General features: G+C 55.0%; 27 protein-coding genes. 7 read left to right on the top strand and 20 right to left on the bottom strand.

The annotated features are described in order from the left end of the window. Positions 1–3 precede the first annotated feature (3 nt). From NMQ00_RS03615 to NMQ00_RS03585, 7 genes are all read right to left on the bottom strand, one after another. Positions 4–753, bottom strand: a complete 750-nt coding sequence (locus NMQ00_RS03615; protein ID WP_255177970.1) for an SDR family NAD(P)-dependent oxidoreductase — start codon at positions 751–753, stop codon at positions 4–6. A 124-nt stretch (positions 754–877) separates the two neighbouring features. Next, positions 878–2,584 carry a methyl-accepting chemotaxis protein gene (locus NMQ00_RS03610; RefSeq protein ID WP_255177969.1) on the bottom strand — a complete coding sequence of 569 codons (1,707 nt, stop codon included), beginning with the start codon at positions 2,582–2,584 and terminating at the stop codon, positions 878–880. 187 nt (positions 2,585–2,771) lie between these two features. Beyond that, the gene (locus NMQ00_RS03605) at positions 2,772–4,595 is read right to left on the bottom strand and encodes a methyl-accepting chemotaxis protein (protein ID WP_255177968.1); all 1,824 of its coding nucleotides are present in this window, start codon (positions 4,593–4,595) and stop codon (positions 2,772–2,774) included. Between the two features lie 120 nt (positions 4,596–4,715). After that, a complete protein-coding gene (locus NMQ00_RS03600) occupies positions 4,716–4,928 on the bottom strand; it encodes a DUF2922 domain-containing protein (protein WP_034778930.1) in 213 nt (70 codons plus the stop codon). 29 nt (positions 4,929–4,957) lie between these two features. Further along, positions 4,958–5,170, bottom strand: a complete 213-nt coding sequence (locus tag NMQ00_RS03595; RefSeq protein WP_255177967.1) for a hypothetical protein — start codon at positions 5,168–5,170, stop codon at positions 4,958–4,960. Positions 5,171–5,196: 26 nt separating this feature from the next. Further along, positions 5,197–5,337, bottom strand: coding sequence for a YvrJ family protein (locus NMQ00_RS03590; protein WP_021066374.1), 141 nt, complete (start codon positions 5,335–5,337; stop codon positions 5,197–5,199). 68 nt (positions 5,338–5,405) lie between these two features. Beyond that, complete coding sequence (locus NMQ00_RS03585) at positions 5,406–5,618, bottom strand: hypothetical protein (RefSeq protein ID WP_255177966.1); 213 nt, start codon at positions 5,616–5,618, stop codon at positions 5,406–5,408. 319 nt (positions 5,619–5,937) lie between these two features. On the opposite strand from NMQ00_RS03585, the gene NMQ00_RS03580 reads away from it, so the two are divergent. Next, positions 5,938–6,378, top strand: a complete 441-nt coding sequence (locus NMQ00_RS03580; protein WP_255177965.1) for a helix-turn-helix domain-containing protein — start codon at positions 5,938–5,940, stop codon at positions 6,376–6,378. Between the two features lie 53 nt (positions 6,379–6,431). Here the strand turns inward: NMQ00_RS03580 and NMQ00_RS03575 are convergent, their stop codons facing one another. The 3 genes from NMQ00_RS03575 to NMQ00_RS03565 are packed head-to-tail and all read right to left on the bottom strand — an operon-like array spanning position 6,432 to position 9,364. Beyond that, a complete protein-coding gene (locus tag NMQ00_RS03575; RefSeq protein ID WP_255177964.1) occupies positions 6,432–6,776 on the bottom strand; it encodes a YxeA family protein in 345 nt (114 codons plus the stop codon). Positions 6,777–6,789: 13 nt separating this feature from the next. Continuing rightward, positions 6,790–8,619: an ABC transporter permease gene (locus tag NMQ00_RS03570; RefSeq protein WP_255177963.1), complete on the bottom strand. Its 1,830-nt coding sequence runs from the start codon at positions 8,617–8,619 to the stop codon at positions 6,790–6,792. Next, a complete protein-coding gene (locus NMQ00_RS03565; RefSeq protein WP_255177962.1) occupies positions 8,606–9,364 on the bottom strand; it encodes an ABC transporter ATP-binding protein in 759 nt (252 codons plus the stop codon). The genes NMQ00_RS03570 and NMQ00_RS03565 overlap by 14 nt, the downstream gene beginning before the upstream one ends. Before the next feature lie 107 nt (positions 9,365–9,471). Between NMQ00_RS03565 and NMQ00_RS03560 the strand changes: the two genes are divergently transcribed. Continuing rightward, complete coding sequence (locus NMQ00_RS03560; protein WP_255177961.1) at positions 9,472–10,164, top strand: response regulator transcription factor; 693 nt, start codon at positions 9,472–9,474, stop codon at positions 10,162–10,164. Between the two features lie 13 nt (positions 10,165–10,177). After that, a complete protein-coding gene (locus NMQ00_RS03555) occupies positions 10,178–11,551 on the top strand; it encodes a HAMP domain-containing sensor histidine kinase (protein ID WP_255177960.1) in 1,374 nt (457 codons plus the stop codon). A gap of 196 nt (positions 11,552–11,747) precedes the next feature. Here the strand turns inward: NMQ00_RS03555 and NMQ00_RS03550 are convergent, their stop codons facing one another. Next, entirely contained in the window at positions 11,748–13,601 is a 1,854-nt protein-coding gene (locus NMQ00_RS03550) for a sensor domain-containing phosphodiesterase (RefSeq protein ID WP_255177959.1), read from the bottom strand. Between the two features lie 300 nt (positions 13,602–13,901). Between NMQ00_RS03550 and NMQ00_RS03545 the strand changes: the two genes are divergently transcribed. Both NMQ00_RS03545 and NMQ00_RS03540 read left to right on the top strand, forming a co-directional pair. Then, complete coding sequence (locus NMQ00_RS03545) at positions 13,902–15,491, top strand: C40 family peptidase (RefSeq protein ID WP_255177958.1); 1,590 nt, start codon at positions 13,902–13,904, stop codon at positions 15,489–15,491. Positions 15,492–15,606: 115 nt separating this feature from the next. Continuing rightward, positions 15,607–18,315: an EAL domain-containing protein gene (locus NMQ00_RS03540; RefSeq protein WP_255177957.1), complete on the top strand. Its 2,709-nt coding sequence runs from the start codon at positions 15,607–15,609 to the stop codon at positions 18,313–18,315. Between the two features lie 33 nt (positions 18,316–18,348). On the opposite strand, the gene NMQ00_RS03535 is transcribed toward NMQ00_RS03540, so the two are convergent. Together NMQ00_RS03535 and NMQ00_RS03530 are read right to left on the bottom strand one after the other, a co-directional pair. Then, a complete protein-coding gene (locus tag NMQ00_RS03535) occupies positions 18,349–18,615 on the bottom strand; it encodes a hypothetical protein (RefSeq protein WP_255177956.1) in 267 nt (88 codons plus the stop codon). After that, complete coding sequence (locus tag NMQ00_RS03530) at positions 18,612–19,346, bottom strand: DUF3784 domain-containing protein (protein WP_255177955.1); 735 nt, start codon at positions 19,344–19,346, stop codon at positions 18,612–18,614. Before NMQ00_RS03530 ends, NMQ00_RS03535 begins: the two co-directional genes overlap by 4 nt. 123 nt (positions 19,347–19,469) lie before the next feature. On the opposite strand from NMQ00_RS03530, the gene NMQ00_RS03525 reads away from it, so the two are divergent. Next, positions 19,470–19,943, top strand: coding sequence for a DinB family protein (locus NMQ00_RS03525; protein WP_255177954.1), 474 nt, complete (start codon positions 19,470–19,472; stop codon positions 19,941–19,943). 33 nt (positions 19,944–19,976) lie between these two features. On the opposite strand, the gene NMQ00_RS03520 is transcribed toward NMQ00_RS03525, so the two are convergent. Next, on the bottom strand, positions 19,977–21,218 hold the full coding sequence (locus tag NMQ00_RS03520; protein WP_255177953.1) for a UDP-glucose dehydrogenase family protein: 1,242 nt from the start codon (positions 21,216–21,218) through the stop codon (positions 19,977–19,979). Between the two features lie 219 nt (positions 21,219–21,437). On the opposite strand from NMQ00_RS03520, the gene NMQ00_RS03515 reads away from it, so the two are divergent. Next, positions 21,438–21,587, top strand: a complete 150-nt coding sequence (locus NMQ00_RS03515) for a hypothetical protein (protein ID WP_255177952.1) — start codon at positions 21,438–21,440, stop codon at positions 21,585–21,587. A gap of 140 nt (positions 21,588–21,727) precedes the next feature. Here NMQ00_RS03515 and NMQ00_RS03510 read toward each other — a convergent pair whose 3' ends face one another. From NMQ00_RS03510 to NMQ00_RS03485, 6 genes are all read right to left on the bottom strand, one after another. Next, on the bottom strand, positions 21,728–22,372 hold the full coding sequence (locus tag NMQ00_RS03510) for a thioredoxin domain-containing protein (RefSeq protein ID WP_255177951.1): 645 nt from the start codon (positions 22,370–22,372) through the stop codon (positions 21,728–21,730). A 155-nt stretch (positions 22,373–22,527) separates the two neighbouring features. Then, positions 22,528–23,136, bottom strand: coding sequence for a sugar transferase (locus NMQ00_RS03505; protein WP_255177950.1), 609 nt, complete (start codon positions 23,134–23,136; stop codon positions 22,528–22,530). 12 nt (positions 23,137–23,148) lie between these two features. Then, on the bottom strand, positions 23,149–24,207 hold the full coding sequence (rfbB, locus tag NMQ00_RS03500; protein ID WP_255177949.1) for a dTDP-glucose 4,6-dehydratase: 1,059 nt from the start codon (positions 24,205–24,207) through the stop codon (positions 23,149–23,151). After that, positions 24,113–25,084 carry a glucose-1-phosphate thymidylyltransferase RfbA gene (gene rfbA, locus NMQ00_RS03495; RefSeq protein ID WP_255177948.1) on the bottom strand — a complete coding sequence of 324 codons (972 nt, stop codon included), beginning with the start codon at positions 25,082–25,084 and terminating at the stop codon, positions 24,113–24,115. Before rfbA ends, rfbB begins: the two co-directional genes overlap by 95 nt. Continuing rightward, complete coding sequence (locus NMQ00_RS03490) at positions 25,081–26,259, bottom strand: DegT/DnrJ/EryC1/StrS family aminotransferase (protein ID WP_255177947.1); 1,179 nt, start codon at positions 26,257–26,259, stop codon at positions 25,081–25,083. The genes rfbA and NMQ00_RS03490 overlap by 4 nt, the downstream gene beginning before the upstream one ends. Before the next feature lie 10 nt (positions 26,260–26,269). Next, the gene (locus NMQ00_RS03485) at positions 26,270–26,986 is read right to left on the bottom strand and encodes a WbqC family protein (protein WP_255177946.1); all 717 of its coding nucleotides are present in this window, start codon (positions 26,984–26,986) and stop codon (positions 26,270–26,272) included. Positions 26,987–26,988 lie beyond the last annotated feature (2 nt).

Genomic DNA, 26,988 nt, shown 5'->3' with positions numbered 1-26,988 from the left:
TACTTACCCCATATACGGATGAATCGGACCGCGCAACTCGAACGAGTAATCCTCGTGGTTGACGATCCCGACGACTTGATCGCTCTCGAGCAACTGCATCAAAAACTCGGCCATCTCTTCGGCCGTATGATATTTCTCGACGTTTTGGCTATAGTCAAAGTCCTCTTCTTCACGGGCACGGTTCGCAAAACCGGTCTCCGTCGCGGCCGGTGCGAGCACTTTCGCACGCAGTTTGTCCCCGTCGTTCATGAGCTCACGGGCAAGCCCTTCCGTGTACGCACTGACGAAGAATTTCGACGCGCTGTACGTGACGCCTTTTTTGGCGATGTGATACCCGACGACGGAAGCGACGTTCACGAGTGTCGCCCCTTCCACATCATGATAATCCCGGACGTACAGGCTCGACAGCACCGTCAACGCCTCGACGTTCAAGCGGATCATATTCTCCATCTTCCCGACCTCGACGTCTTTCACGAGATTCGAGTCTCCGAACCCGGCGTTATTGACCCACGTCTCGATGTCGAGGTCTGCGAGCGACTCATACAATCCGTACACGTTCTCGCTGTACGACAAGTCTTTCGCCTTGATGATGACGTCGCTCTTCGGTGAAATCGATTTGATCTCACTTCGCAACTTCTCGAGCTCGTCGTGACGACGCGCCACGAGCACGAGCGACTTCCCTTGCTTGGCGAGCGCTTTCGCCGCTTCATAGCCAATGCCTGAACTTGCTCCGGTGATGACAGTATATTTCATGATCTGTCTCCTTTTCGATGGAATCGAGATTTTGTCTCTCTCCCGCAATTCCCGAAACACTATCCCGTCAATCCTGACAACACGCAAAAACCATCCTCCCCTGAACAGGAAAGGACGGTTCGTCTTATGTTTGGAAGCGCCCGATGAGCGTCTGCAAGTCACCGGTCATATTGCCGAGCGACTCGGCGACACCGTTCAACTCTTGAATCATCGCGAGTTGGGCGTCGGCCGTCTCGCCGACGCTACGCATCGTCTCGGCCGTGACTTCACTGTCACTCGCCATATGGATTGCCGCTGTCGCGACTTGTTTCGTCGTCGTCGCGATCTCACTCGAGGCGACCCGGATCTGTTCCGTGTTCTCGACCGAGGCGTGCAATTGCCCGACGATTTGTTGGAACGACGCCGTCGCTTCTTCAAGCAGCGCCGTGTTCGTCTCGACGCGACGGGCACTGATGGCGTGACGCTCGAGCACCGCGTTCGACTGGACTTGAATCGACTCGATCAAGCCGGCGATTTGGGACGCCGATTGTTTCGACTGTTCCGCGAGCTTGCGGACTTCTTCAGCGACGACGGCGAAGCCTTTCCCTTGTTCCCCGGCCCGGGCCGCTTCGATGGCCGCGTTCAAGGCGAGCAGGTTCGTCTGGTCTGTGATCGACTGGATGACCTCGGTGATGAGGGCAATCTCGTCTGATTGTTGTTTCAACGCCGTGATCGACTGGCCGGTCACGACCGTCTCCGATTCGAGGGCAAGCACTTCTTGCTTCGCCTGTTGAATCGTCTGTTCGCCGCGTTCGGCGAGCTTCAGACTCGTCTGGACGTCTTGGCTGATCGTCCCGATCGATGTGGCGATTCGTTCGACGCCCTCATCAGCCGCCGCGACCGCTTGTCCGCTCTTCGAGGCAGCCGCTGCCTGGTTGACCGTCTCAGCGACGACTTGTTCAATCATCCGCGTCGTCTCTTCTGTTTGCGAGGACATCTCTTCTGTACTGGCATACAGTTCTTCCGACTGAGCTGTGATCTCTTGGGCGTTCCGGCTCACTTCGTCGATGAGTTCGCGGAGGTTGCCTTTCATCTGATTGAAGCCAAGCATCAACTCGCCGATTTCATCACGCGTGAGCGCTTGAAGGTCGGCGCGTGTCAAATCGCCGTCGGCGACGATGCCGACCTCGTCCGATAGTTGACGGAGCGGTACCGTGACCATGCGCTGAAGGAAGTATCCGGCTCCTAGAGTAAGTACGAAAATGATGACAGCGATTACTGCGGAGTATATAAAGGCACTTTGACCGCGGCTCTCAAGTTGCGCCTGCTTTTCTAACATCGCAGCTTCCGATTCCGCTTGCATCGTCTCGCCCGACTCGATAATCGATGCCGTCACATCCGGCATCAGCCGAAGCGCGAGACGGTCGACCGTTTCTTGATCATCCGCATCGATTGCTTGGATCAACTGTTGCGCCAAATCATCGTAACCTAATGCGTATGACATCAGGTTCTCTAGTTCTTTCGTCTCTTCTGTCGAAGGCGAGAGTTCTAACAGGGCGTTGATTGCTTCTTTTTTCTCTTCTGACCCTTGTTGCTCGGCTTCAAGCCGGGCCGGCTCTTGTTCTAGAATATAACCACGAAGGCCATACGCCTGACGGACCATCCCTAATGACAGTTCGTCGGCCGCCTTCATTCGCATGACATCTGATGAAATCATTTCTTCATATCGGCTCGTCGCATCGTTCAGCGCCATCAGATTGTAACCCATCCCGACTACGACGAGTAAAAGAATCATTCCAATCCCGCCAAATAATTTCTGCGTCAATGTGAGTTGATTTAGCCTTTTTTTCATCTTCTCGAGGAACTCGTCCTCTTACACCTCTATTTCTATCTTATTTTGGAATCACATGATTTCTATCGGTTTGCGCAAACGGTTTTCCATATTTGTTTCCAATTCTTTTATCGATTTACCTTATTTACGAGTTTTATGTTCCATTTTTTGTCACAAAAAAACCGCAGCATTGGGCTGCGGTCTAGCTTCATAACTTGAATTGTGATACCCGGTTCGAGAGTTCGATCGCACGCTGTTCGGTCTCCTGCATCCGTGTCTGCACGTCGTTGAACCGTTCGACGGACAGCTGGACTTTCTCCGAGATGGACTGCGTCCCGTCCGCCCCTTCGGTCACGGTCGTCGCGACTTCTTGGATGACGTGAAGGATGCTGTCGGTCATATGGCGGAGTTGGAGCGCGTTCGCCTCGAACGTCTCAGCCGTCTGTCCGAACACGTTCGCGTCCGACTCATATTGTGTGGCCGACTCCTCGAGCCGGTCGTAATCCGCGAGCACTTTCGTATCGAGGAACGTCAGCATATCGGCCGAACTGGTGTTGAGCCGGGCGACCGAGTCGATGACCGTATGCGATACCGCTTGAATCTCGTTCACGGTCTGGCGTGAGTTCTCGGCCAGCTTACGAATCTCCGAGGCGACGACGGCGAAGCCGCGGCCAGCATCCCCGGCCCGGGCCGCCTCGATCGATGCGTTCAAGGCAAGCAAGTTCGTCTGGTCGGCGATGGTGAGGATGGCGCTCGTCAAGACACGGATCTGTTCGACCGACTGCGCCCCTTTAATCGCCTCGTCGAGCTCGATGCGTTTCTGCTCGATGATGGCGTTCGCTTCCGTCTTCGAGGCGACGGCTTGTTCACGCATGGCGTGGGCGCGACGTTCGACATCACCCGCTGTCGTCGCGCTGTCGTTCGACAAGTCGACGATGGAATCGATGGAACTGCCCATCTCGGTCGTCGACGCGCTCATCTCTTGCGAGGATGCGGCCGTCTCTTCCATACCCGCCGTCAGTTCCTCGACTGTGCCTGACGTCTCTTCCATATAACGGCTCAGTTGTGTCACTTCCGTTGCTACTTCTTTTGACGAGACGAGGACGACTTTCGCGGTCTTGTCGACATCAATCATGATGTCGCGCAACGTGGCGAGGAACGTGTTGAACGAGCGGCTCACTTGCGCGATCTCATCGTTCGATGTGACCGGGATGGCCATCGTCAAATCGCCGCCCTGTGAGGCCAACTCATCAAACTTCTCTTGGAGCACCCGCATCGGTTTGATGATCGAGCGCAATAAGCTCAGTCCAAGGAACAATAGGAGAACGACCGCACCAATCGTCACCGCAAGCAACGCGATGAGCGACTGCCCGAACTCGCGTTCCATGTCGGCGCCGACACGCTGCGAGCCTTCCGAGTTGTAATCGACGAGCTCGGTCAAGCGCTGCGTGAAGTTATCATAAGTCGATTGGGACTGGGCATCATAATACGAACGGGCCATCCCGTTGTTGCCAGACGTACTGAAGATGAGCATGTTGTCCGACACGCGTTGATACATCTCCCACTGGCGGCTGAAGTTGGCGAACAACTCTTTGTCCGTCTCGCCCGTCGCCGTCTGTTCATATTTCGGGGCGATCTCATTGATGCGCGTCCGAATATCTTTCATCTCTGCCATCAATGCTTCTTTCGCGGCTGCGTCGTCCGTCACGATATGTTCGAGTTCGAGCGCGCGATAGTTCGCCGCGAGCGTGTTCAGTTCGTGGGCATAATCGAGCCCTTTGTTCCAGTTGTTGACGATATCATCGCCTTGCCGGTTCGCATCGGCGAGCGACAAGAGCGAGTAACCGCCGACGCTTGCGACCATGAGGAGCGCGAGGATGACGAGTCCCCACAGCTTTTGACGGATTGTCAGGTTCTTTATGGTCACTCGCTGTTTTGGACGTGTGCTCGATTTTCGTCGTTTCGGTTTCCATTGAAAGCGCCGGACGTTTAACCGGTTCCGTAAGGCTGTCCACTTCTGTTTCACTGACATATGTATTATTCCCCTCTCGCATGCAACGTTTCTTCCTATATCGTCTTGACGTCGAGGAATCTAAAGCGGATTGACCAAAATAAAAAAAGATGACTGAAAACTCAGTCATCTCTTGACACGTTATTGAACGTTCAACACGGTCTGCGTGCCTTCGATCATCTTGATCTCCGTCCATTTGACGACGCTCTTACCGAGCGGGTCGTTGGCGACCATGAAGTCGGCGAGCGCTTGAACTTTCAACGGATCGACCGGTTGTTTCACGTTGTTCAAACGGAAGCGGGATACTTTATTGAACATGTCCAAAAATGCGATTTCTACTTTAGTTTCAGTCATGGGTTAGTCCTCCTTGGATGTGGGTATGATTAGACGAGATCGTATTCGCGAACGACCGACACGGTGAAATCTTCTTGCTCGGTCAAGTCGAGCATAAGGTGACCGAACGCCTCGGCGTTGTCCGCCGTGAGCTCTGCCCGGATCGGACCGAAACGTTGCGTTCTCTTCGTAGGTTTCAAGCTGTTCAAATCATGGTGCGTCGTCAAGACAAGCGTGGCTTTCTTTTCAGTCAATACGGCCATAGGGGATGGCTCCTTTCGGGGATGGATTACAATTCAGATGGATAGGTCGAGTCGAGACGTTCGAGCAGTTGAATCATGCGCTCAAGGCGCGTCTCGATCCGGTGAAGCAGATAGAGCGAGACGACGATCGGGAAGCCGAGATTCGAGATGAGTTCGGGCCAGCTCATGCGGCCACCCGCTCATCGGAACAGGCTCCGGTGGAACGGTTCGATACACGCATCAAGGGTTCCTCCAATTAGAACGTCACGTGGAATTCACGCGACACGACGTATGCGGCGGATTCGACCTCGAGAAGCGGGATCAACAGATCACCGAACTGCTTGATTTCCTCGGTCTCCATCCGCGCACCGAGTGGACCGAACCGGACGAGCTGACGTTTTTCCTTGCCGTCAACGAGCCGCTTCGTGTCAAGATAAAAGACGCTTGCGTATTCTCGATACACTGCCATATGTCTCACCTCCTTCGCCCCTATTAACCGAAGTTGGTGAATGTTTGCTCATTTTTCTTGTAACCTTTTCGTAACGACTATAGACCCATCCTGAATGAATTCGCATTCATCGTTACAAATCGGCTTTATTCCTTGAATTTACATACCAATTAGGGTATCTTAATAGTCGTCAACCGAATTTCGAAAACACGCCTAAAGTCCCACGAATTCATTTCCCCACTTTGAAAAAACTGACAGTTAATTACTTGAAAATGGGGTACTATACTGAGGAGGGCATTTTCGAAATGACCAGTTTGACTTGAAGAAGGAGATACTCTAGATGAACAGCTTAGACTTCGCACTCAACACTTCTATTCCTTCCGCTCAACTCGACTTCGACCATACCGACCTGACGTTTTACGCGACCGACTGGGATGATTATCGCCCTGAAAACGCGAAGCCGCTCCTGTACAACGAACGCCCATTGACCGTCTATCCACTAAAAGAACTGAGCCGTGCGTTTCATGTCGCCGGGATTCCCCGCAGCCAGCAACAGCTGATCAAATGGGAAACCGACGGCGTCTTGCCACCGACCCCGTTCACGATGGGACGTAAGCGCTTTTATACGGAAAATCAGATTCGGACCATCGTCGACATCGCATTGGAATGCGGACTGCGTCCTCGGACACATGTGAAAAAAACACGTTTTTCCGAGGTGGCCCATAAAGAATTAACTTACATACTTCAACTAGAATTGAAAACTGAACTCCCGCATGAATGAGCGGGCATGAAACAGCCCTTCCTGAGATTCAGGAAGGGCTGTTTTTGGATGGCTTATAATTTCTCACGAGCCGCCTCGGGAATGTCCGCGACCGACACTTCATCGTACGACGTGACCTCATCTCCATTTTTGACGTACAGCTTCAAGTACGCCCCGCTCCGAAGCTCTTTCGCCGCCGTGAACGTAACCGCTTGCGCATCCCCGTCCTTTGTCAGCGCATCCGTTGAATAGACGTAGCGACGGACGACGTCGCCCGAATCGAGCGTCGTCTCTTCCACTTCCGTCGCCTCCCCGACTTGCACGTAGACATGATCCTTCCCAAGCCGTTGCCAATCGATATTGACGAGCCCAATGATGACGATGATGAGCGCGAGGCTCGCGATGATTCCTTTTTTCATGATGATCTCTCCTTTATATCACTTGTTTCGTGAATCGGCGTACGGTCAACACGTAGTAGAGCGTATAGATGGCGCTATACACACCCATCCAGACGAGCACCGGCACCGTGAAATCCATCCCAAGCAACCGCGAGAATGCGACGAGGGCGACCGAGGCATGCACGATCCCGAGTGAGAACGGCGCCAGGAACACAACGGCGACCTGTTGACGGATCGTTCGTTTCACGTCCCGTTTCGAGATGCCGACTTTCCGGAGCACCGCGTATTTGGGCCGGTCCTCTTCCGCCTCGGTCATCGTCTTGAAGTAGATGATGCTGCCGGTGGCGACGAGGAAGACGAGTCCGAGGAAACTGCCGACGAACAACAGTGCACCATGCACGGCCATCGCCTCGCTATACAACGCCGTCGCGCTCGAGAAGTTCGCCTCGTCCGATAACGACTCCGACAAGGCGGTCTGTTCTTTATAATCGGCGACCGAGACGGCCTGGTACGTCACCGCCGGTTCCGGCAGTGCCGTGAACACGTCATCCGGCGTCACGAGGAGCAAGCCGCCGAACGTCATGACGTTGAGTGGTGTCTCCTCATAGCGGGAGGCGACTTCATGCTTCACACCGTCAAGTTCGACCTCGGTCACGTCAATCGAGAACCGCTCGTCATAGAACGGGTCGATCAAATAGACTTGATTGGCCGCTAGTGTTTCAGGTGTTTCCCAGCCCATATCGGACGCGACGTCTCGGAACGTCGACTCGTCGATGACGCCGTATTCCCGTTCCCCCATCTCCCCAGCGACACGGACCGTCTTCTCGAGGACCGTCGTCTGATGGAGCACGTCGGCGTCGATGACACGCGTCTCGCCTTGCCAGGCGAACGTGTACGGGGCGTACGACGTGACTTGTTGCTCAGCATAATAATAGACGCTGAAGATGGCCCCGCCGGCCGTGATCGCCGTCGCACTGATGATGCTGATGAGCGTGAGCGTCTTGGCGTTGCCGCGAATCCGGTACAGGAGCTGTGACGTCGTCAACAAGTTGAGCCGGCGCCACGCAAAGCGCTCTTTCGCTTTCAAGCGGGCGAGGATGAAGATGAGCACGCTATGGAACAACAGGCCCGACCCGACGATTGTGAGGCCGATGATAAGGAGTGGCATCGCCGCCGTGAGATACCCCCAGAGCGGTGACGTCGCCAAGTCTTGCAGCGCGATCCAATAGGCCGCACCGAGGACGAGCACCCCGAGGAGTGCCATGAACGGGCTCGCCTGAGGGACGTCCTCGCCTTTCTTGTCGGCATGGAACAGCTCGATCAATTTGAAGCGGTAGATGACCCGATAGCCTTGGAACGATGTGAACAAGAAGATGGCCACGAACACGAGCGTCGTCTCGATGAGGGCCGACGTCGCGACCGTGAAGCCGATCGACAAGTCGCTGTTCATCAAGCGGAGCAACAGCTGTAACAGCGCGTTCGACCCGAGCAGACCGAGTCCGATCCCGACGAGGAGCGACACCGCCCCGATGACGAGGTTCTCGAACAAAAGAAGAGTCCCGATCTGTTTCTTGCGCACCCCGAGGAGCGAATAGAGCCCGACCTCGCGTTTTCTCCCTTTTAAAAAGAAAGCGTTTGAGTAGGCGATGAACAAAGCCACGAAGACGAGCAAGATGAACGTCGAGGCGTTCATTAAACTTCGAATCTGCCCCGACGTCTCGGCCATGCCGCTGATCTCATCGCTATGTTTGAGCGTCGCGAACGTGAAATAGATGATGATCGAGAAGATGGTCGTCCCGACGTAGAGCGCATAGCGCGACAAGTTGCGGACGACGTTCTTCTTCGCGAGATCAAACAGCGTCATCGGACGCACCGCCCTTCAGCTCGTCGAGGATCGTCTGATAGAAGGCGTCGCGCGACGTCGTGCCGCGAATCAGTTCTTTCGACAACCGTCCATCCTGGATGTAGAGCACCCGGCGGCAAAAGCTTGCGGCGTAGGCATCGTGCGTCACCATCATGATCGTCGTCTCGGCCTCGTTCAGTCCAGCGAGCGTCTGGAGCAGGTCCGTCGCCGACTTCGAGTCGAGCGCCCCCGTCGGCTCGTCGGCAAAGATCAACTTCGGATTGGAGATGAGCGCTCGGCACACCGCCGTCCGCTGTTTCTGACCGCCCGAGATTTGGTACGGATATTGGTCGAGGATCGCTGTGATTCCGAACCGTTTGGCGAGCGCATCGACGCGTGACCGTGTCTCATCGACCGGCGTCTTCGTGACGGCGAGCGGGAGCAAGATGTTCTCCCGGACCGTGAGCGAGTCGAGCAAGTTATAGTCTTGGAAAATGAAGCCGAGATGGTCGCGTCGGAAGTCCGAGAGCGCCTCTTCCTCGAGTTTGGCAATATTCTCCCCGTCGACGAGGATGTCACCGTTTGTCGGTGTGTCAATCGTCGCGAGCACGTTCAACAGCGTCGACTTCCCGGCCCCCGACGGCCCCATGATCCCGACGAACTCGCCGTGGTCGATTGTGAACGACACGCCATCGAGTGCGTGGAAGGCATTGCCCCCGGTCACATATGTCTTTTGGATAGCATCAACTTGTAGTAATGGATTCATCATTAGCACCTCTTTCTATCCATTACGATACAGGCCGTACCTTAACTTAAAATCACGCGTACCTTACAAAAAGCTTAAGTGTTATGCTTGAGCGAGAGGTGATGACTATGGAACAACCACGCATCTTGATCGTCGACGACGAGAAAGATTTGTGTACGCTCATCCAAAAAGCGTTAGAGAAAGAGGGCTTCCGCGAGATTCGGACGGCCCATACGATTCGAGATGGGTTCGCGGCGTTCACCGGGTTCGCACCCCATCTCGCCATCCTCGACGTCATGTTGCCAGACGGTGAGGGCTATGAACTGTGTCGGCGAATTCGGAACACGTCGAACATACCGATCTTGTTTCTGTCCGCCAAGTCGGACGAGGTCGACAAGATTCTCGGCCTCGCCATCGGCGGCGACGACTATATCACGAAGCCGTTCAGCCCGAAAGAAGTCGCCTTCCGCGTCAAGGCGCAACTCCGCCGCGTCTCGCTCTACGACGCGCCTGAACTTCCGGCCGACACGATCGTCGGCCCGTTCCGGTTGAACGCGGACGGCACCGAGGTGTATCGCGATGGCGTCCGGCTCGAGCTGACGGCAAAAGAAGTCGGCCTGCTCGCCTGCTTCTTGCGCAACCCGAAGCGGATTCTCAGCAAAGAGACGCTGTTCACGCAAGTGTGGGGCGAAGAGTTCTATGGTGCCGACAACACCGTCATGGTGCACATGCGCCGGCTCCGCGAAAAAATCGAACCGAATCCGTCCCAACCGACCTACATCAAGACGGTCAAAGGGCTCGGTTACAAGTTCGAGGCATAGGGGGCGGTCATTGATGAAATGGAAACTGACCGGCAGCTATTTGGTGTCGGTTCTCGCCATCGTCGCCATCGTCGTCATCTTGAACGTCGTCATTCTCGTGACGCTGCTCGTTAATCAACGGACCGGCATCGATGACGTCGAGAGCAACTCCGGCGAGACGTTCACGCGCACGTTCAATCAATATATGACGCTCGAGGACGGCGCACCGGTCGTCAGCCCGGACGGGGTCCGTGCGCTCGAGGCGAACAACGCGTTCCTGCAAGTGCTCGATGCGTCGGGCCGTGTCGTCAGCGACATCGACGCACCCGCGACGGCACCGGACGCGTACTCGCCGATCGAATTGATTCATATCTATAAATATAAGGACGACGACCTCGTCCTCTACTTCATCGGGGAGTTCGAAGACTACAGCTATCTCGTCGGCTTCCCCGAGGCGACCGAGGGCCGCATCGTCACGATGATCGATCCACAATCCGTGCTCGCCTACTTGTCGAGAGCCGGGCTCATCCTACTCATCGTCGACCTCGCCGTCGCGGCGCTGATCGGCCTCGCCTTCACCTCGATTTTGACGAAACCGGTCTATCGGTTGACCGAACGCATCGCCCAGTTGAAGGCGCGCGATTTCTCGACCGTCGAACCGAAACGGCCCGGTATGTATCGGCCCGTCTTCGCCAACTTGAACGACGTGTCCGAGACGTTGACGACGTATGAGTCGGAACGGGAAGAGCTCGAGAAACGCCGGAAAGAATGGATGAGTAACGTCTCGCACGACTTGAAGACGCCGCTCGCCTCGATCCAAGGTTACGCCGAGTTGCTCGACGACCAGGACTTGAATGATTCCGATCGGCGCCAATACGCCGAGGTCATCGAGCGACAGGCGTTATATATGAAAGAACTGATCGACGACTTCAATTTGACGATGCGGCTCCAGCACGGCGACTTCCCGCTCGAAACGGTCGAGACCGGGCTCGAGGCGTTCGTCCGCGAACTCGTCATCGACGTGTTGAACGACGCGCGGTTCTCCGAGCGTGACATCTCATTCGCGAGTACGGACGCAGAGACGCGTGCCATCGACCGGCACTTCATGAAACGGGCGCTCCTTAACTTCTTGTATAACGCCCTGCTCCATAACGATGAGACGGTAGCGGTCCGTGTCACCGTCGCGCACGACACGATCACGATTCAAGACGACGGCACCGGCATCGACGCGAAAGACCTCCCCTACATCTTCGAGCGCTACTATCGGGGCACGAACACGACCGATGCGCTCGGGAGCGGGCTCGGCATGGCCATTTCCCGGGACATCATCAAAGCGCACGGCGGCACCGTGACGGTGACGAGCGCGCGCGGGTCCGGGACGACGATTCTCATCGAATTGCCGGCATGACACAATCAATTACAGACAGTTAGCCCGACCATGGACACGGATCGACTTCTAGGGGATTACAAGCAAAGGGAGACCCAGCAGCGACAAAGTCGCGATGCGGCTCCCTGCTTGCCCCCAGAAAAGCGAGTCGTGTCTGGGGAGGCAAACAAAAACCGCAGACATTTGATATGTCTACGGTCCATTCAAAAGGATCCGCTCAATGGAGCGAATCCTTTTTTGTCGTTTCATAATCTTCGATCCACATCTCGAGCTCGTCGATCGGGAGCGGTCGCGAGAAGTAATACCCTTGCATTTCGTCACAACCGAGCGAGCGGAGCGTGTCCAGCTGTTCCGGCGTCTCGATGCCCTCGCACACCGTCTTTAGCTCGAGGCCGCGGGCGAGCTCGATGATCGACTGCACGATGACGTTTCCGGTCGGGTCGTTGTCCGTCACTTGGATGAACTGGCGGTCGATTTTGATCTCATGGATCGGATAATGCTTCAAATAGACGAACGCCGAGAAACCGGTGCCGAAGTCGTCAATCGAGATCGAGAATCCTTGTTCCCGGAAGGCGATGAAGCGCTCGATGACGTGTTGTTGGTTCTCCATCCCGACACTCTCGGTGATCTCGAACGTCAAGTAGTTCGGACAGACGCCCATCTCTCGGACGATTTGGGCCAGCTTGTCGACGACCCCGTCCGACAAGAAGTGACGGGCCGACAAGTTCAGCGCGAGTTGATACATCCGTCCTGAGGCATGCCACGTCTTCAACTGACGGCATGCCTCAGCGAGCGCCCACTCCTCGAGCGCGATGATGACGCCCGTCGACTCGGCGATCGGGATGAAGTCGAGCGGGGGGATCAACCCATGTTTCGGATGAACCCAACGCATCAACCCTTCAAAGCCGTTCAGCTTGCCCGTCGCCGCTTCAATCTTTGGCTGGTAATAGATCGTAAACTCGTTCAAGGTGAGCCCTTTGCGCAGGTTCATCTCGAGCGTCAGTCGGGCCGTCGCTTTCTCGCTCATCTCTTCTTCATAAAAAGCGATGCCCCCGCGTTGCACGTGACGCTCATTGGCCGCGATGCGAGTCGTATCCATCATTTCGAGCGTCGAGCGGCCTTTGTCCTCGATCGAGATGAAGGCGCTCATCGTCAAGACGACGTCGAGCTCCCCGACCGCGAACGGCTCGTTCGTCACCGTCTCGCAAATCAAATCGGCGTATCCTTTGACTTTGATTCGGTCCCCGTAAGGCGTCCATAGCAAGAAACCGGACTGGGAGACGCGTGCCATGAGCGAGACGTCGACGACTTGTTGGAGCCGTTCCGACAACTCGATGACGATGTCGTCCGCGCGCTGGATACCGATCGCTGTCTCGACGGAACGGAACTCGTCCGCCCGCATATAAATCAACGAGCCGAGCTGATGCGGTGTCTGTTCGCGGAGCGCGTCCACCCGTTCGATGAAGCCGTTCAAATTCATAAGACCGGTCTGTTCATCCGTATAGGCGAGCTTGGCGATATGTTCATCAATCTCTTGGCGGTCGAGCCGGAGATAGAGGATGGCGATAAAGTCAGACAGCGTGCTGACGATCAATTCCTCGATGAACGTCCATTGCCGCGGCTCATACGTCTCGCAACAGATGACCCCTTTGGCCTGATTGTTTGCATAGATCGGCGCGTCGAGCATCGAATTCACCCGCTGGCCTTCCACGAAATGCTGCTGGTACAAGTCCCTCACCCATTCATGGGTCCGGACGTTCTCAAACGGCAACACCCGGTTCGTCCGTAGCGCGTCGAAATAGACAGGTGCGTCCCCTCGCATGACCGTCAACGTCGGTTCGCTCGGCCCGCTCTCTTTTGAATAAGCAACTTGGCAACTGATTGACGCATACGTCTCATCGAAGTGCCAAATCGAGACCGTATCGACGTTGAGCATGTCGGACACAACTTCGCACATGTAATGAAGCGTCTGTCGCACCGCTTCCTCCGTCACGTCGGGCATCCGGACGAGTTCGAACAGTTTCTCTTGATGTTGTCGATAGATTTGTGATGAAGTGTTCCCCTCGTGCATGTTGTCCCCTACTCTCGTTCAAGCGTTTTGCATTCATGATAGCATGAAAAGATATATAAATAGGTTTCCAAAATTCAACAGAAAGTCAATTTTCAATTCCCCTGTTTCTTTAGTACTCCTGCCTCACCCACACCCAAAATTATTGACCTCATTTTCAATGAAATCCCCTGATTGAGCCATTTCAACCATTGCTTGCCGTATGTGTAACCCCTACAATAAAATTGTATCGTTTCACCTGTCGATAATTGTCAATTGAAATCCAGAGAAGGAAGTGACCCCATGTCCCCTAAGTCCGGCCTCATGTACTCATTCGCAGCCATCGCCGCCGTAAGCATCATCGCCCAGGCCGATGAAGTCGCAGCAGCCAGCACACACGTCGTCCGTGCCGGTGACACACTTTGGTCGATCAGCCAAACACATAAAGTGTCGGTCGCCCAGTTGAAAGCCAGCAATAACTTAAGCTCTGACCGTCTCGCCATCGGCCAGACGCTCAAATTGAGCGGGAGCGCCCCAAGCACAGTAAAACCCGCCGCTACGACGGCCACGCCAGGACCGGGTACCGTTACAACGGCCAATTTAAATATGCGCCTCGCCGCAGGTACATCACATAAAGTGCTCGTCACGATTCCAAAAGGCAAGACGCTCAATCCAATCCAAACAAGCGGCGCTTGGACGAAAGTTAGCTATGGCGGAAAGACCGGCTGGGTACATAACGGTTACTTGACGACCGTATCCGTCAAACCGGCCACACCGAGCACAGTGGCACCGACGACAGCGACGACGTCAAAGACGACCGCCAACTTGAACCTTCGTGCCTCGAAGTCGACGAATTCAAGCGTGCTCGTCACAATCCCGAAAGGCAAGTCGGTCACCGTGTTGAGCATTGAGGGCAGTTGGTCCCACATCAAATACGGCACGAAGACCGGATTTGTCGCCAATACATATTTAACGAAAGCGGCCTCGACACCAACACCGACGCCGAGCCAGCCGGTCGCGCCGTCGAAGCCAGTGATTAAAGAACAGAGCATCAACCAATCTTACGTCACGACGGCGAACTTGAACGTCCGTCAAGGCCCAGGGATCGGCTACGCCCTCGTCACGAACATCCCGAACGGCACAAGCGTCAAAGCGACCAAACAGAGCGGCACATGGGTGCATGTCACGTATAACGGCAAGAGCGGTTACGTCAGTACCGGCTACTTGAAACAGACGACGACGGCACCGAGCGCGCCGGTCACACCGAACGCCGGAGACGGCGGTGCAGGCAACGAATCGTTCGATTATGTCGTCAATACTCCGTCACTCAACGTCCGTGCCTCGGCCTCGACAAGCTCTGCCGTCATCGGCAGCGTTACGGCCGGACAGACGCTCCGGGTCGTTCAAACGTCGAACGGCTGGCATCAAATTTATATCGGCAATACGACCGGTTTCGTCGCGGCGTCATACGTCAAAGCAGTGCCGAAAGGTTCTGTGACGGCACCGTCAGGCTCGTCTGATGGACTAGCGAAGAGTCTTGCCGCCATCGCGGTCGCCAAGAAATATGTCGGCACCCCATATATTTGGGCGTCCTCGAACCCTGCCAACGGCGGATTCGACTGCTCTGGACTCATCCATTACGCCTTCAATCAGGCAGGTTATAGCATCCCACGTACGAACGTCGCCACGTACTGGGCCGGGTCTTATTTCGGAACACAGCTCAGCAAGACGTTCGTCCCGAAAGCGGGCGACCTCGTCTTCTTCGAGAACACGTACACGGCCGGTCCGTCACACATGGGCATCATGATTGACGCGGATACGTTCATCCACGCCGGCACGTACGGACTTGGGTATAACACGATCAGTAAAGAACCATATTGGAAATCACGCGTCATCGGTTACAAACGACCGTGACCTTCGACGCATGCGTTGACCCGACCTTTGTCGGGTTTTTTTTCGTGGGGCAGGATTTCCCTCGAAAGACTCGAACACGAAAGATAGAATGGGAAGAGAAAGAAGGAGGTGTCCGATGGGAAACAATCGATTCGCTAAAATTCCGTACCGGATTTATACGATGGCCCTCGCCGTCGCTTGTCTCATCGGCGTATTGTTATTCGGGCTCGGCCTGAGCTATTACTGGAAAGAAAAACACGTCGCCGTCGACGAGACGGTGCGCGACTTGAACCACGCCTCCGATTTGGCCGGGGTCGAGTCCTATCTCGTCTTGCATCACGCGGCCAAACTGTACGAGACGAATTCCGAGCAACCGACGGCGCTCTTGTCGGCCCCGTATCGTGAACGGGCGCTCCAATATAATATCCAACTGCTCGACGACTTCGAGACCGGGGTCGACGAACGCGAACGCGAGGCGTTGCTCCGTTTCTCTGAACAGCTCGAGGACACGTTGAACGAGGACGGGTCGAGCCGATTCGAGGCCGTGCCGTTCGACGTCATCGAGTCGATCAACCGACGCTGGCTCTATCAAGGGCTCGAACGGACCGCCCAAGAGAACACGGCCTATGAATTGACCGATGCCGTCATGCGGATGCAGATGGCGTTCGTCGAAGGCGTCACGAACCTGCTCGCCGAGACGCCGAACCAAAACCGGCTCGACTTCGAGGTGACGACGATCGCGAACGAGGCCCGGCTGATCGAAGAAATCGTCGCGACCAATCCATCACTTAAAACCAAATCGGTCGACGATTTGATCGAGAGCGCACTCGCCCTCGGTCGGGTAACGGCCGCCAATTCGACGCTCGAGGCCCGTTACGTCAACGGGACGAGCTTCTATGAGGATTCCCACGCCGCGCTCCAAACCGTGCGTTCGACGGCAAACGACACACTCATGACCGAACGTGACCGTTACGGCGCGTTCGCCATCGCCGCCCTTCTCCTCACGCTCCTGTTGTCGGCCGGCCTCCTGCTCGCCCTATGCTACACGCGCAAGATGTACGCCCACGATTTGGCGCATTTGAAGGCGCGTGCGCTCGCCATCGACCCGAGCATGGAGCCGGTCGCGGAATCGTTCCCGCCGAGCCATGACTTCCGCGGGATCGAGGACGAGCTCCGGGAGATCGCCACGAGCGTCCACTCGACGGTACACACGCTCGAGACACAGTCGGACGACTTGCTCCGGTATCATGAGCGTTGGTCATCGCTCTTTTCCGAGACAGGTCTCGCCATCGCCTTGATCGATGACACATACAACTTCATCGAACGAAACGATGTATTCCTTCAGTTTTTCGGGGAACGGAACTTGTATGAGATCAACCAGCTCTTCACCGACACGGGACGCCGCCTGTTGCGCGAGGCGCTCGCCGGGGTGACGGAGAACGGGACGAGCGCCCAGTTCATCTTGCATTTGAAAGGCGAGCACGTCCGTTTCTTGAACGTCAAGATCATCCCGCTCAAGCGCGGCGAGACGCTCACGTACTACCTCATCCTTGAAGATGAGACTGAGCGCGTCGAGCGTGAACGCAAAGTCGATCGGCTCGTCCGCTTCGACCTCGCCACCGAGCTCTACAACGAGTACGGTTTCCTCCGCGCCTGGGAAAAACAAGACATCGACGGCACATTCCTGCTGATCAAACTGAACGACTTCCATCACCTCGTCGACTGGTACGACCCGACGTACGCCGACCTGCTCATGACCGAGTTCGCCCGACACGTCGAGGATCGGCTCGAGAAGTACGCGCACCACTTGTTCGGACGCTACCGTGACGACACGCTCATGCTGTATGTAAAAGGGCTCCGTAACGTCGACGAGAACGAGTTGCTAGAGCTGTTTCCGACCGAGCTGTTAATCAACCAAAAGCGTCAGACCGTCCATCTCCAAATCGGGGCGACGCATACGACGCCGAATTATAACGACTGCCTGTTCGAGGCGACGAAGGCGCTACAACACGCTAAAGAGACGCGGGCACCGTTCATCTGGTACGACTCAAGCATCCTCGCCCAGCTCCAATGGGCCGCCTTGATTGAACAGGCGCTCCCAGAGGCGATCGAACAAGGCCATATCACCGTCGCCTATCAGCCGCAAGTCGAGTTGAAGACGGGCCGAATCGTCGGGGCCGAGGCGCTCGCGCGCTGGCAACACCCCGACATCGGCTATGTGCCGCCGAACGAGTTCGTTCGCATCGCCGAACGCTCGGACCAGATCCTGTGGCTGTCGCATTCGATTCTCGATTTGGTCATCCAACAGCTCATCGCCTGGCGCGATACACCGTTCGCCGACATCTCGCTATCGTACAACCTATCGGCCCACTCGGTCGACCCGTCAATCGTCACCAAATTGCGTGACATGGTTGAGATGCACCCATGGCTTCCGGAACGTTTAAAGATCGAACTGACTGAATCGGCCGACATCATGTCGCATACGAACGAACTCGATCGGCTCGAAGACATCGCCGACCTCGGCTATTGCCTCTCAATCGATGATTTCGGCACCGGCTATGCCTCGTTCGAGGCGATCTGGCATTTGCCGATTCAAGAAGTGAAGATCGACCGCATGTACGTCAGCGGAAAAGCGAAGGACAGCACGTCGTTCCTCCGCGCCGTCTCGCGCTTCGCCAGTGAACAAGAACTGACGTCGCTTGCCGAAGGAATCGAGACGAAACAAGACTTGGACCGCATCATCGCCGAAGGCGTCGAGCTCGGTCAAGGTTATTACTACGCCCCGGCCCTCGACGCGACCGCGTTCGAGACGTGGGTGAATGAAAAAAGAGGCCGTCTCACTTAAGTGAGACGGCCCCGTTCGACCGGTTGACAGATGTCAGCCGGTTTTTCGTTTGATCAGATTGAAGACGAGTTTCAGCGCGATCAACAGTCCGATGATTGGCAAGATGATCGGGAGCGAACCGCGCGGCAACAGCCCGAACACGATGAACACGGTCATCCCGATGGCGAAGAACAGTTTGATGCCCCGCTCGTGTCCCTCGAACATCTCCCAGCGCCAGACGAGCAAGAGCAACGTCAGCGGCGCGAACAAGAACGTCAGGAAAAAGAACGGCATATGCCGTGTATACCAGGGTTGGGTCATTTCAATCGTACCTCCTCATACAACGCTTCCGTCGCTTCGTTCGACTCCACGTTCACATAGATTGGCTTGCCGCTCCAGTCGATGCGAACGGTAGCCTCGATATCCCGGTCGAGGAAGACGAGCACATCTTCCCCGCCTGTCGTCCGGAAGTGGCCGGTCAAGCGTGAGCCGACGGCGGCACCGTTGGTTCGTCGGTCGAGACTCGGCCGATACGTCAACGTGACGGTTTCGATTTCATCGTATGGCACCGTCTCGCCGTAGACGCCTTCGATGACGAGTGCCGAATCGGTGAGCGTCACCTCGGTCGGTTGACTAAACCAGAACCAAAGGCCCGGCACGAACGTCACGAGAAACGTCAACACGACGACGAGCGGGATGAGCCGTTTTTTGCCGCCGGGACGAATGTTCCCGTCCTCGTCATAGATGTTGCCGTCATATTTTTGGGCGCGCCAAAGCGTGACGACGACGAGGACGAGCATCAAGATGAAGAACGGCTCGACCGGGATGTCGAGTCCGAACCCGAGCCCGTGGATGGCGGCGATCAGCAGGAAGATCGTCGCTATACCATAACACATGAACCCGAGCAGCCGCGCCACCGCCTTGATGTTGACGCGCGCCTTGTCCTCGCGCTTCATCGTATTGTACCCAGAGATGAGAAAGTGCCAGCCCAGCCGATGGACGGCGAAGCCGAGCAAATACAAAATAAGTGCTGCGATGATAAATCCCCACATAGAGGCATCCCCCTTTCTTCTATAGTCTACGTGAAAATGAGACCGAACGTTTCAAAATCATGAGACGTGCCTAGGGAACAAGGATGTCTTATACTCGAGTCAAAACGCTTAAGGAGGAATTCGATGTATCGAACGAAAGCAGATTTTCTACAAGATTGGACCAAATCGTCGACCGGCACGCTCAATGTGCTCCGCGCCGTCACCGACGAGGCGCTCGGGCAAGAAATCGTCCCAGGCCATAACTCGCTTGGATGGATCGGTTGGCACGTGACGACCGCGCTCGGATATTTCACGAACTTACTCGGCTTCCGCTTGTCGGCCTTGAAAAGTTTGACGCAGCCCACTGACGCATCAGCCATCGCCGACCAGTACGCGCGCTACGCCGATGAGATTAGCCAGGCGGCCGAACAGTTCTCGGACGATTATTTATTAGAAGAAGTCGACGTCCACGGTGAAAGAAAGCCGCGTGGCGCCGTCCTGCGCATGATGATCGATCACCAGACGCACCACCGCGGCCAGATGACGGTGCTCCTCCGTCAGGCGGGACTCACGGTGCCAGGCGTCATGGGGCCGACGAAAGAACAGATGAAGTCGTGAAAAAGGTGAGGCCCCGCGGGGTCTCACCTTTTGTCACATCGATGACGGCGTATTCGCCTTGTTTTGCATCCGGCCGACCCCTTCGTACTGGACGGTGCCCGGGTCACGTGCATATTTCCAAGCGTTCCGGGCGTCGATCAATCGTTTCGTCCGCATCCCGTCGAACGCTTCCGGTTTCAAGTTGACGAGCTCGTCCCATTCCGTGACAAGGATGGCGACGTCCGCTCCTTTGAGCGCCGCTTCAGGCGTCATCGCCTGTGGATAATCCCATTTGGCGAGCGGGTCGTAACCGACGATATCGATTTCACGCAACGCCAAGTGGCGAGCGAGCGTGACGGACGGCGCGTCACGCATATCATCCGTCTCCGGTTTGAAGGCGAGGCCGAGGAAAGCGACCTTGATGCCGCTCTTGTGCTCGACTTTCGAGGCGACGTACGCCATTTGCGAGTCGTTCGAGTGCATAGCGGCGCTGATGACCGGCAAGTCAAGCTCGTTCTCGTGGGCGACGTTCAAGAGCGCTTGCATGTCTTTTGGGAAACACGAACCCCCGTAACCGAGACCGGCGTTCAAGAACGAACGCCCGATGCGCGGGTCGAGCCCCATCCCGTCGGCGATCGTCGTGATATCCGCCCCGGCCTTGTCGGCGAGACGTGCCAAGTCGTTGATGAAACTGATCTTCGTGGCGAGAAACGCGTTCGAGGCGTATTTGATGAACTCCGCATCGATCGGTGACGTGCAGACGAGCGGTACGCCGAGGCGCCCGTAGATGCCCGCGACCTCTTCGGACATCTCAAGGTTGTCACTGCCGATGACGACGCGGTGCGGTTTCAACACGTCGGCAAGGGCGCGACCTTCTTGGAGAAACTCTGGGACGACGGCGAACGTGTGGGCCGGGTACATGATCGACAACAAGTCGGTCGTACCCGGTGGCACCGTGCTCCGGATGATGATTTTTTGTTTCGACTTGACCTCAGACAAGGCTTCGTCGACGAACGTCAAGTCACAGCTGCCGTCACTCTTGCTCGGCGTGCCGACGGCGAGGACGAGATAATCGACCGTTTCCACATCGGCGATCGAGTCCGTGAACGTGATCGAGCCGGGATAGTCCCGCAATACGTCTGCCATTCCTGGTTCGTGGAACGGGACTTCCCCGTTCATGAGACGGAGCAGTCTCGGTTGATCTTTCTCGACACCGATGACCTCATGCCCCGCTTTCGCTAGTCCACACAGGGTGGCCAGCCCGACATAGCCAAGGCCGATGATTCCAAATTTCACGATAGTTCCTCCTTCAATAGTCTTCTATTAACAGTACCGAAAAGCACCGAGCAAGGGAAGGCTCTAACACTCTACGAATATTCTCTGCTATAATGAGTCAAAATGAGGCTAGAAAGGAATAACCGCATGGGATTGCTCGCTTTCTTTTTAATTTCGCTTTTCGTCTTCTACTGGTTTCCTATTCGAGGTGGGCTTAAGACTTTCCTGCTGATTCTCATCATGATTAGCGGTTGGTTGTCAATTTTTGAGCTCGTCGCCATCATCGAAGCCCGTCCATGGGTCGCTGCTCCACTTCTTGCGCTCATCGGTCTGTTCGTTTGGAAGTGGCGCAAGGACAGACAAAGGAAGCAAAACAAGCAAATTTCTTAATTCTGAAACCAATAATACCGGACAACGACCCGTTCTACATGAATCGGTATTTGCTTGACGCCGAGCTGTTCGATTTCTTCGTCAAACCGTATATCGAGAATCTATGATGCAACCCCTCGTCGCCGTGACGAGGGGTTGTTTTAATTCTCGGGTAGTTCGACTTGATCACCGGCTTTGATTGTCCCATCCATGACTTGTTCCATTTCCTCCAAGCTGAAAGCATCCACGAGCTGGATCCCGTCGACGTATACCGTCGGCACATAGGCGACGCCGAAGTCCCGTGTAAACAGCCGTGAGTTTTGGATGCCGATATCGACATGGTTCTCAAGCAATTCGTCCGCGTTGAGGTTGAACTCGGACGCGAGTTCCCGGACGTAGGCTTCAGTCCCGAACCCGTCAGACCCGGAGTCGAGTCCGATGGCACGCTGTACCTCATAGTAGCGGTCCGGGATGAGTCGTTCCACATTATAGTCCACGTTCGCGAGCAGTTGCGACTGTTCGTTCAACAAGACGAGCGGCTGTCCTTTGAACGTCGCCTCGCCCGTCTCGAGCCAGCGCTCCTCGATCTCCGGCAGTAGCTCTTCCATCCATTTTTTGCACCACGGACAGCTGTAGTCGAAGACGAACACGATTTCGTGTTCTCCTTCCCCGATTACAACTTTTTCTTGGAGCGGGAGCTCGTACTTCGTGTATGTGTGCAGTTTTGTCGTGTCGACGGCCTCGCTTTGGCTGCAGGCTGCGAGGATGACAATCAAACCTATGAGCAAGAATAGAAATCGTTTCATGTGTAAACCTCCATTTGTTCAATAATTCACATATTTAGTTATATCACGTTTTCCTGGAAGACTCGAGTGACGTTCTGATGAAAATTGCCAAAGTAAACGACACATAAGAAAGCGAGCGGGCCATGGAGCCCGCTCGCTTCATTTGACGACACGTGTCATCGTTCATCCCCCATAAACGCCTCCATCGTCGCCGCCGTATCAGACGAGATACCGTCCTTCTTCACGACTTTCCCGACCGTCTGCAAGATGATCTTCCAGTCATTGAGGAACGTGACGTTGTCGACATACTTCACATCGAGAGCGAAACGATTGGGCCAAGACAGCCGGTTCCTTCCATTGACTTGGGCGAGTCCCGTCAGTCCGGGACGGACGACATGTCGTCGGCGCTGTTCGTCGTTATAGCGTGGTAAATACTCGACAAGCAACGGGCGCGGTCCGACGATGGCGATGTCGCCTTTGACGATATTGAACAAGCTCGGCAGCTCATCGAGACTGAGCGAACGAAGCTTGTTCCCGAACGGGGTCAGACGGGCCTCGTCCGGTAACAGCTCCCCATGCTCATCCCGCTCGTCGGTCATCGTCCGAAACTTCACCATCTCGAAGACGACGCCGTCCTTCCCCGGACGTTTTTGTTTGAACAGTACCGGTCCCCCGAGCTTCCACTTGATGAGACCGGCAATCGTGACGAGGACGGGACTTAAAACGAGCAGTGAGACCGTCGCAAGAATCATATCTTGCGGACGTTTCAAAAAACGTGAATACATGGGAACTCCCTCCTATCGGAACGAAGAATACATCGAGTCGTAGTAAGATTGATACGCACCGGACACGACCCGTTCGATCCATTCGGGATGCTCCACATACCATTGAATCGTCTCGGCGATTCCATCTTCAAACCGATATCGTGGAGTCCACCCGAGTTCGTCGGCCATCTTGGTCGCGTCGATCGCGTAACGTCGATCGTGTCCCGGACGGTCTTTCACGAATTGAATCAACTCGTCTGACTGTCCGAACGCTTTAAGGATGATGTGAACGAGCTCCAAGTTTGTTTTTTCGTTGTGCCCCCCGATGTTGTAAACATCGCCGAACCTTCCGTTCTCTCGAACGACATCGATGGCTTCACAGTGATCGCTCACATGCAACCAGTCCCGAATCTGTTGCCCGTCTCCGTAAACCGGTAGCGGCAAATTCGACAGACAGTTATGAATCATGAGTGGGATGAGCTTCTCCGGGAACTGATACGGCCCGTAGTTGTTGCTGCATCGCGTCGTCTTGACCGGCAACCCGTACGTCTCGTGATAGGCCCGAACGAGCAGGTCAGAGCTCGCTTTCGAGGCCGAATACGGACTGTTGGGGGCAATCGGCGAGTCCTCGGTGAAATAACCGGTCGCACCGAGTGATCCGTATACTTCGTCCGTCGACACATGGACAAAACAGACACCTGCCTTATACTCCCGGCTGTACTTATCGTCAGGAGCGACTTTCCAATGACGCATCGACGTGTCGAGTAGCACTTGCGTCCCGAGAACGTTTGTCGTCAAAAACAGTTCAGGTTCGGTGATGCTCCGATCCACATGCGATTCTGCTGCGAAATGGACGACTTCATCGACTTCATACGTCGTGAACAATCGGTCCATCGTTTGTCGGTCACGGATGTCGGCCTTCGCGAACTGGTAGAGCGAATCCGCCTCGAACTCCTGCAGGTTCTCCAGATTCCCTGCATACGTGAGCGCATCGACGTTAAGAATGCGGTACGTTGGATGTTTTGCCCGCAAGTGTTTTATGAAATTTGAACCGATGAACCCGGCTCCGCCAGTCACTAGGATTGTTCGCATCCGTTCTCTCCCCTTCCTCGACGAGTGATAAGAGATATTGTCCATAATCGGTCATCTTGAGCGTCAAACCGATATCCTTCAACTCGTCTCGTGTGATGAATCCGCGACGCCAGGCAATCTCCTCGAGGCAAGCGATATAATAACCTTGTCGCTCTTGCACCGTTTGGACGAACACGGACGCTTTGATCATTCCTTCTGGCGTTCCGGTGTCGAGCCATGCCATCCCTCGTCCGAACAGCACGACGTTCAACTCCCCGCGCTCGAGATACATGTTGTTGATTGACGTGATTTCAAGTTCGCCCCTTGCGGAAGGTTCGACACGTTTGGCGAAATCGACGACTTGATTGTCGTAGAAATATAGGCCCGGGACCGCATAATTCGATTTTGGGGCCGCCGGTTTTTCTTCGATCGAGACGACTCGGTTGTGGGCATCGAATTCGACGACGCCAAAGGCGCGCGGATCTTTTACCGGATAGCCGAAGACGGTCGCCCCTTGTTTTTTGGCTTGTGCGTGTTTCAAGAAACGAGTCAAATCCGGTCCGTAGAAGACGTTATCTCCTAAAATGAGACAGACCGAGTCATCACCGATAAAGTCTGCCCCTAGAATAAAGGCATCGGCCAGTCCGACCGGCTTCGTCTGCACTTTATACGAGATGTCGATACCGAGCTGATGGCCGTCCCCGAACAGACGCTCATATCCACCGATGTCTTGCGGGGTCGAAATGAGCAAGATTTCCCGAATCCCCGCTAGCATCAATACGGACATCGGATAGTAAATCAACGGCTTATCGTAGATCGGTAACAATTGTTTGGAGACGGCCTTTGTCATCGGGTAGAGGCGTGTTCCGTTCCCACCTGCTAATATGATCCCTTTCATCGCTTCATCATCCTTTCTTGAATCATCGTGCAAATCCGGGTCACGTCTTCTAAGGCAAGGTCCGGGTAGAGTGGAAGGGTCAACACCCGTTCGGCAATCTCGCGGGCGACGGGTGTGCGGCGGCTCGCAAACCGATTGTGATTCCACGCATAATCCGTCACGAGCGGATAGAAATATTTCCGGGTGAAGATGCCTTCCTGCGCTAGAGCGTCATGCAGCTCATCCCGTCGATTCTGTTCCGCTGTCAAGATGATGGGATAATAGGAATGGTTCGTTTCGACGCCCGGTTGAGGTGTCAGGATTCGGACCCCGTTGACATTTTTGAGCAACGCGTCATATTGCTCGCGCACGCGTTTCCGCCGCGTGATCGTCTCATCGATATGACGCAAGTTGCATAACCCCATCGCAGCTTGAAACTCATTCATCTTGGCGTTCCCCCCCGGCACTTCCACCGTTTCCGGGCCAGTGATGCCAAAGTTCTTCAACTGGTCGAAACGGGCTTTCAATGCGGGGTCATTGTACGTCAAGGCGCCTCCTTCAATCGTATGGAACACTTTCGTGGCGTGGAAACTGAACATCGAGATATCCCCGAACGTACCAATCCCTCGTCCGTTCACGTTGACGCCGAACGTGTGGGCCGCATCATAAATCACTTTCAGATTGTGTCGCTTGGCAATCGCCTCGATCGCCTCGACGTCGCATACATTTCCGTACACATGGACGGGAAGGATGGCCGAGGTTTTCGTCGTAATCAATCGCTCTAATTTGGAAGCATCGAGCGTAAAGTCGTCTGGACGGATATCTCCGTAAACGGGCGTCAGCCCTTTACGAATCAAGGCATGACTCGTCGAAGCAAAGGTGAACGGCGTCGTGATGACCTCTCCTGTCAATCCGAGTGCTTCGATTGCCGTCTCGAGTGCCAAGTGCCCATTCGTGAACAGGGAGATGTGTTCGACTCCTAAATAATCAATCAGCTCGTGCTCGAGTTGCTGATGTTTGGCGCCGTTGTTTGTCAACCATCCCGACGCCCACAACTCACGAATCTCATCCGTATACTCTTCAAATGAAGGAAGTGCGGATTTGGTGACGGGAATAGTTTTTTGCGGACGGTCAGGCTGATTGGATGCTGGATGAGCTGGGAATGCGGCGGATTGGATATCGACGATGTGTAGCATAAGGCACCTCCTAGGTCACTTGGCGATTCGAGACGAGTGCGTACCGTTCAAGCATGAATTGGATTTCAGGTGTGGAACAATGCATCATCACGTCGATGATGGACAAGTTCGGTTGAAACGGACGCGGGCCTTGATCGTACGTCATTGAGTCGGTCTTAATAAACGATAGATCAATCCCGGCCTGTTCGAAGACATCGGCATCGTACAAAGCCATCCCATTGATCGCATTCATGTAATGCGTCGCCTTTAACTGTTCACATATCTTGAGAATTCTCGCTTGGCCCTTCAAGCCAACCCCAGCGTTCAACTCTGACGAAAGTATGAACGTCGTCGAGATGCCGAGGTACCTAGCGACTTCCTCGATGCCGTATGCCAAATACTTCCCGACGTTTCGTTCGGGGTGACGGATCACACGTTCGAGCAACGGGAAGACGTGTTCGAACTGAGGAGCTTTGTGGTAGGCGTGTCGCAACAACTTCAACTGTTGCTCGGCGATCTCATCTGGTTGCGCCCGCTCATGGTCGCAAATCAAACGATTTTGACTCATCTTTTGAATCGATAACGTGAACGGATGAGGATGTCCATCAATTAAGATACGATTTCGATGAATCCACCCTTTTTTGATGAAATGAACGTCGTCATACACAACGAATGTATCGACCGCATGGATCAACTGGAAGTACCCGATATAAGGGAAGAAGTAGGGTTGCATGATGGCCACGTTCATGA

Source organism: Exiguobacterium aurantiacum, from assembly GCF_024362205.1.
Taxonomy (GTDB): Bacteria; Bacillota; Bacilli; order Exiguobacteriales; family Exiguobacteriaceae; genus Exiguobacterium; species Exiguobacterium aurantiacum_B.
Note: the sequence above shows the minus strand (reverse complement) of the source record. Positions and strands in the feature narration are given on the sequence as shown.

Bases quoted from the DNA above. Each gene is read 5' to 3' on its own strand.
- NMQ00_RS03615 (WP_255177970.1), bottom strand. From the start codon at position 753: ATGAAATATACTGTCATCACCGGAGCAAGTTCAGGCATTGGCTATGAA.
- NMQ00_RS03610 (WP_255177969.1), bottom strand. From the start codon at position 2,584: ATGAAAAAAAGGCTAAATCAACTCACATTGACGCAGAAATTATTTGGC.
- NMQ00_RS03605 (WP_255177968.1), bottom strand. From the start codon at position 4,595: ATGTCAGTGAAACAGAAGTGGACAGCCTTACGGAACCGGTTAAACGTC.
- NMQ00_RS03600 (WP_034778930.1), bottom strand. From the start codon at position 4,928: ATGACTGAAACTAAAGTAGAAATCGCATTTTTGGACATGTTCAATAAA.
- NMQ00_RS03595 (WP_255177967.1), bottom strand. From the start codon at position 5,170: ATGGCCGTATTGACTGAAAAGAAAGCCACGCTTGTCTTGACGACGCAC.
- NMQ00_RS03590 (WP_021066374.1), bottom strand. From the start codon at position 5,337: ATGAGCTGGCCCGAACTCATCTCGAATCTCGGCTTCCCGATCGTCGTC.
- NMQ00_RS03585 (WP_255177966.1), bottom strand. From the start codon at position 5,618: ATGGCAGTGTATCGAGAATACGCAAGCGTCTTTTATCTTGACACGAAG.
- NMQ00_RS03580 (WP_255177965.1), top strand. From the start codon at position 5,938: ATGAACAGCTTAGACTTCGCACTCAACACTTCTATTCCTTCCGCTCAA.
- NMQ00_RS03575 (WP_255177964.1), bottom strand. From the start codon at position 6,776: ATGAAAAAAGGAATCATCGCGAGCCTCGCGCTCATCATCGTCATCATT.
- NMQ00_RS03570 (WP_255177963.1), bottom strand. From the start codon at position 8,619: ATGACGCTGTTTGATCTCGCGAAGAAGAACGTCGTCCGCAACTTGTCG.
- NMQ00_RS03565 (WP_255177962.1), bottom strand. From the start codon at position 9,364: ATGAATCCATTACTACAAGTTGATGCTATCCAAAAGACATATGTGACC.
- NMQ00_RS03560 (WP_255177961.1), top strand. From the start codon at position 9,472: ATGGAACAACCACGCATCTTGATCGTCGACGACGAGAAAGATTTGTGT.
- NMQ00_RS03555 (WP_255177960.1), top strand. From the start codon at position 10,178: ATGAAATGGAAACTGACCGGCAGCTATTTGGTGTCGGTTCTCGCCATC.
- NMQ00_RS03550 (WP_255177959.1), bottom strand. From the start codon at position 13,601: ATGCACGAGGGGAACACTTCATCACAAATCTATCGACAACATCAAGAG.
- NMQ00_RS03545 (WP_255177958.1), top strand. From the start codon at position 13,902: ATGTACTCATTCGCAGCCATCGCCGCCGTAAGCATCATCGCCCAGGCC.
- NMQ00_RS03540 (WP_255177957.1), top strand. From the start codon at position 15,607: ATGGGAAACAATCGATTCGCTAAAATTCCGTACCGGATTTATACGATG.
- NMQ00_RS03535 (WP_255177956.1), bottom strand. From the start codon at position 18,615: ATGACCCAACCCTGGTATACACGGCATATGCCGTTCTTTTTCCTGACG.
- NMQ00_RS03530 (WP_255177955.1), bottom strand. From the start codon at position 19,346: ATGTGGGGATTTATCATCGCAGCACTTATTTTGTATTTGCTCGGCTTC.
- NMQ00_RS03525 (WP_255177954.1), top strand. From the start codon at position 19,470: ATGTATCGAACGAAAGCAGATTTTCTACAAGATTGGACCAAATCGTCG.
- NMQ00_RS03515 (WP_255177952.1), top strand. From the start codon at position 21,438: ATGATTAGCGGTTGGTTGTCAATTTTTGAGCTCGTCGCCATCATCGAA.
- NMQ00_RS03510 (WP_255177951.1), bottom strand. From the start codon at position 22,372: ATGAAACGATTTCTATTCTTGCTCATAGGTTTGATTGTCATCCTCGCA.
- NMQ00_RS03505 (WP_255177950.1), bottom strand. From the start codon at position 23,136: ATGTATTCACGTTTTTTGAAACGTCCGCAAGATATGATTCTTGCGACG.
- rfbB (WP_255177949.1), bottom strand. From the start codon at position 24,207: ATGCGAACAATCCTAGTGACTGGCGGAGCCGGGTTCATCGGTTCAAAT.
- rfbA (WP_255177948.1), bottom strand. From the start codon at position 25,084: ATGAAAGGGATCATATTAGCAGGTGGGAACGGAACACGCCTCTACCCG.
- NMQ00_RS03490 (WP_255177947.1), bottom strand. From the start codon at position 26,259: ATGCTACACATCGTCGATATCCAATCCGCCGCATTCCCAGCTCATCCA.
- NMQ00_RS03485 (WP_255177946.1), bottom strand. From the start codon at position 26,986: ATGAACGTGGCCATCATGCAACCCTACTTCTTCCCTTATATCGGGTAC.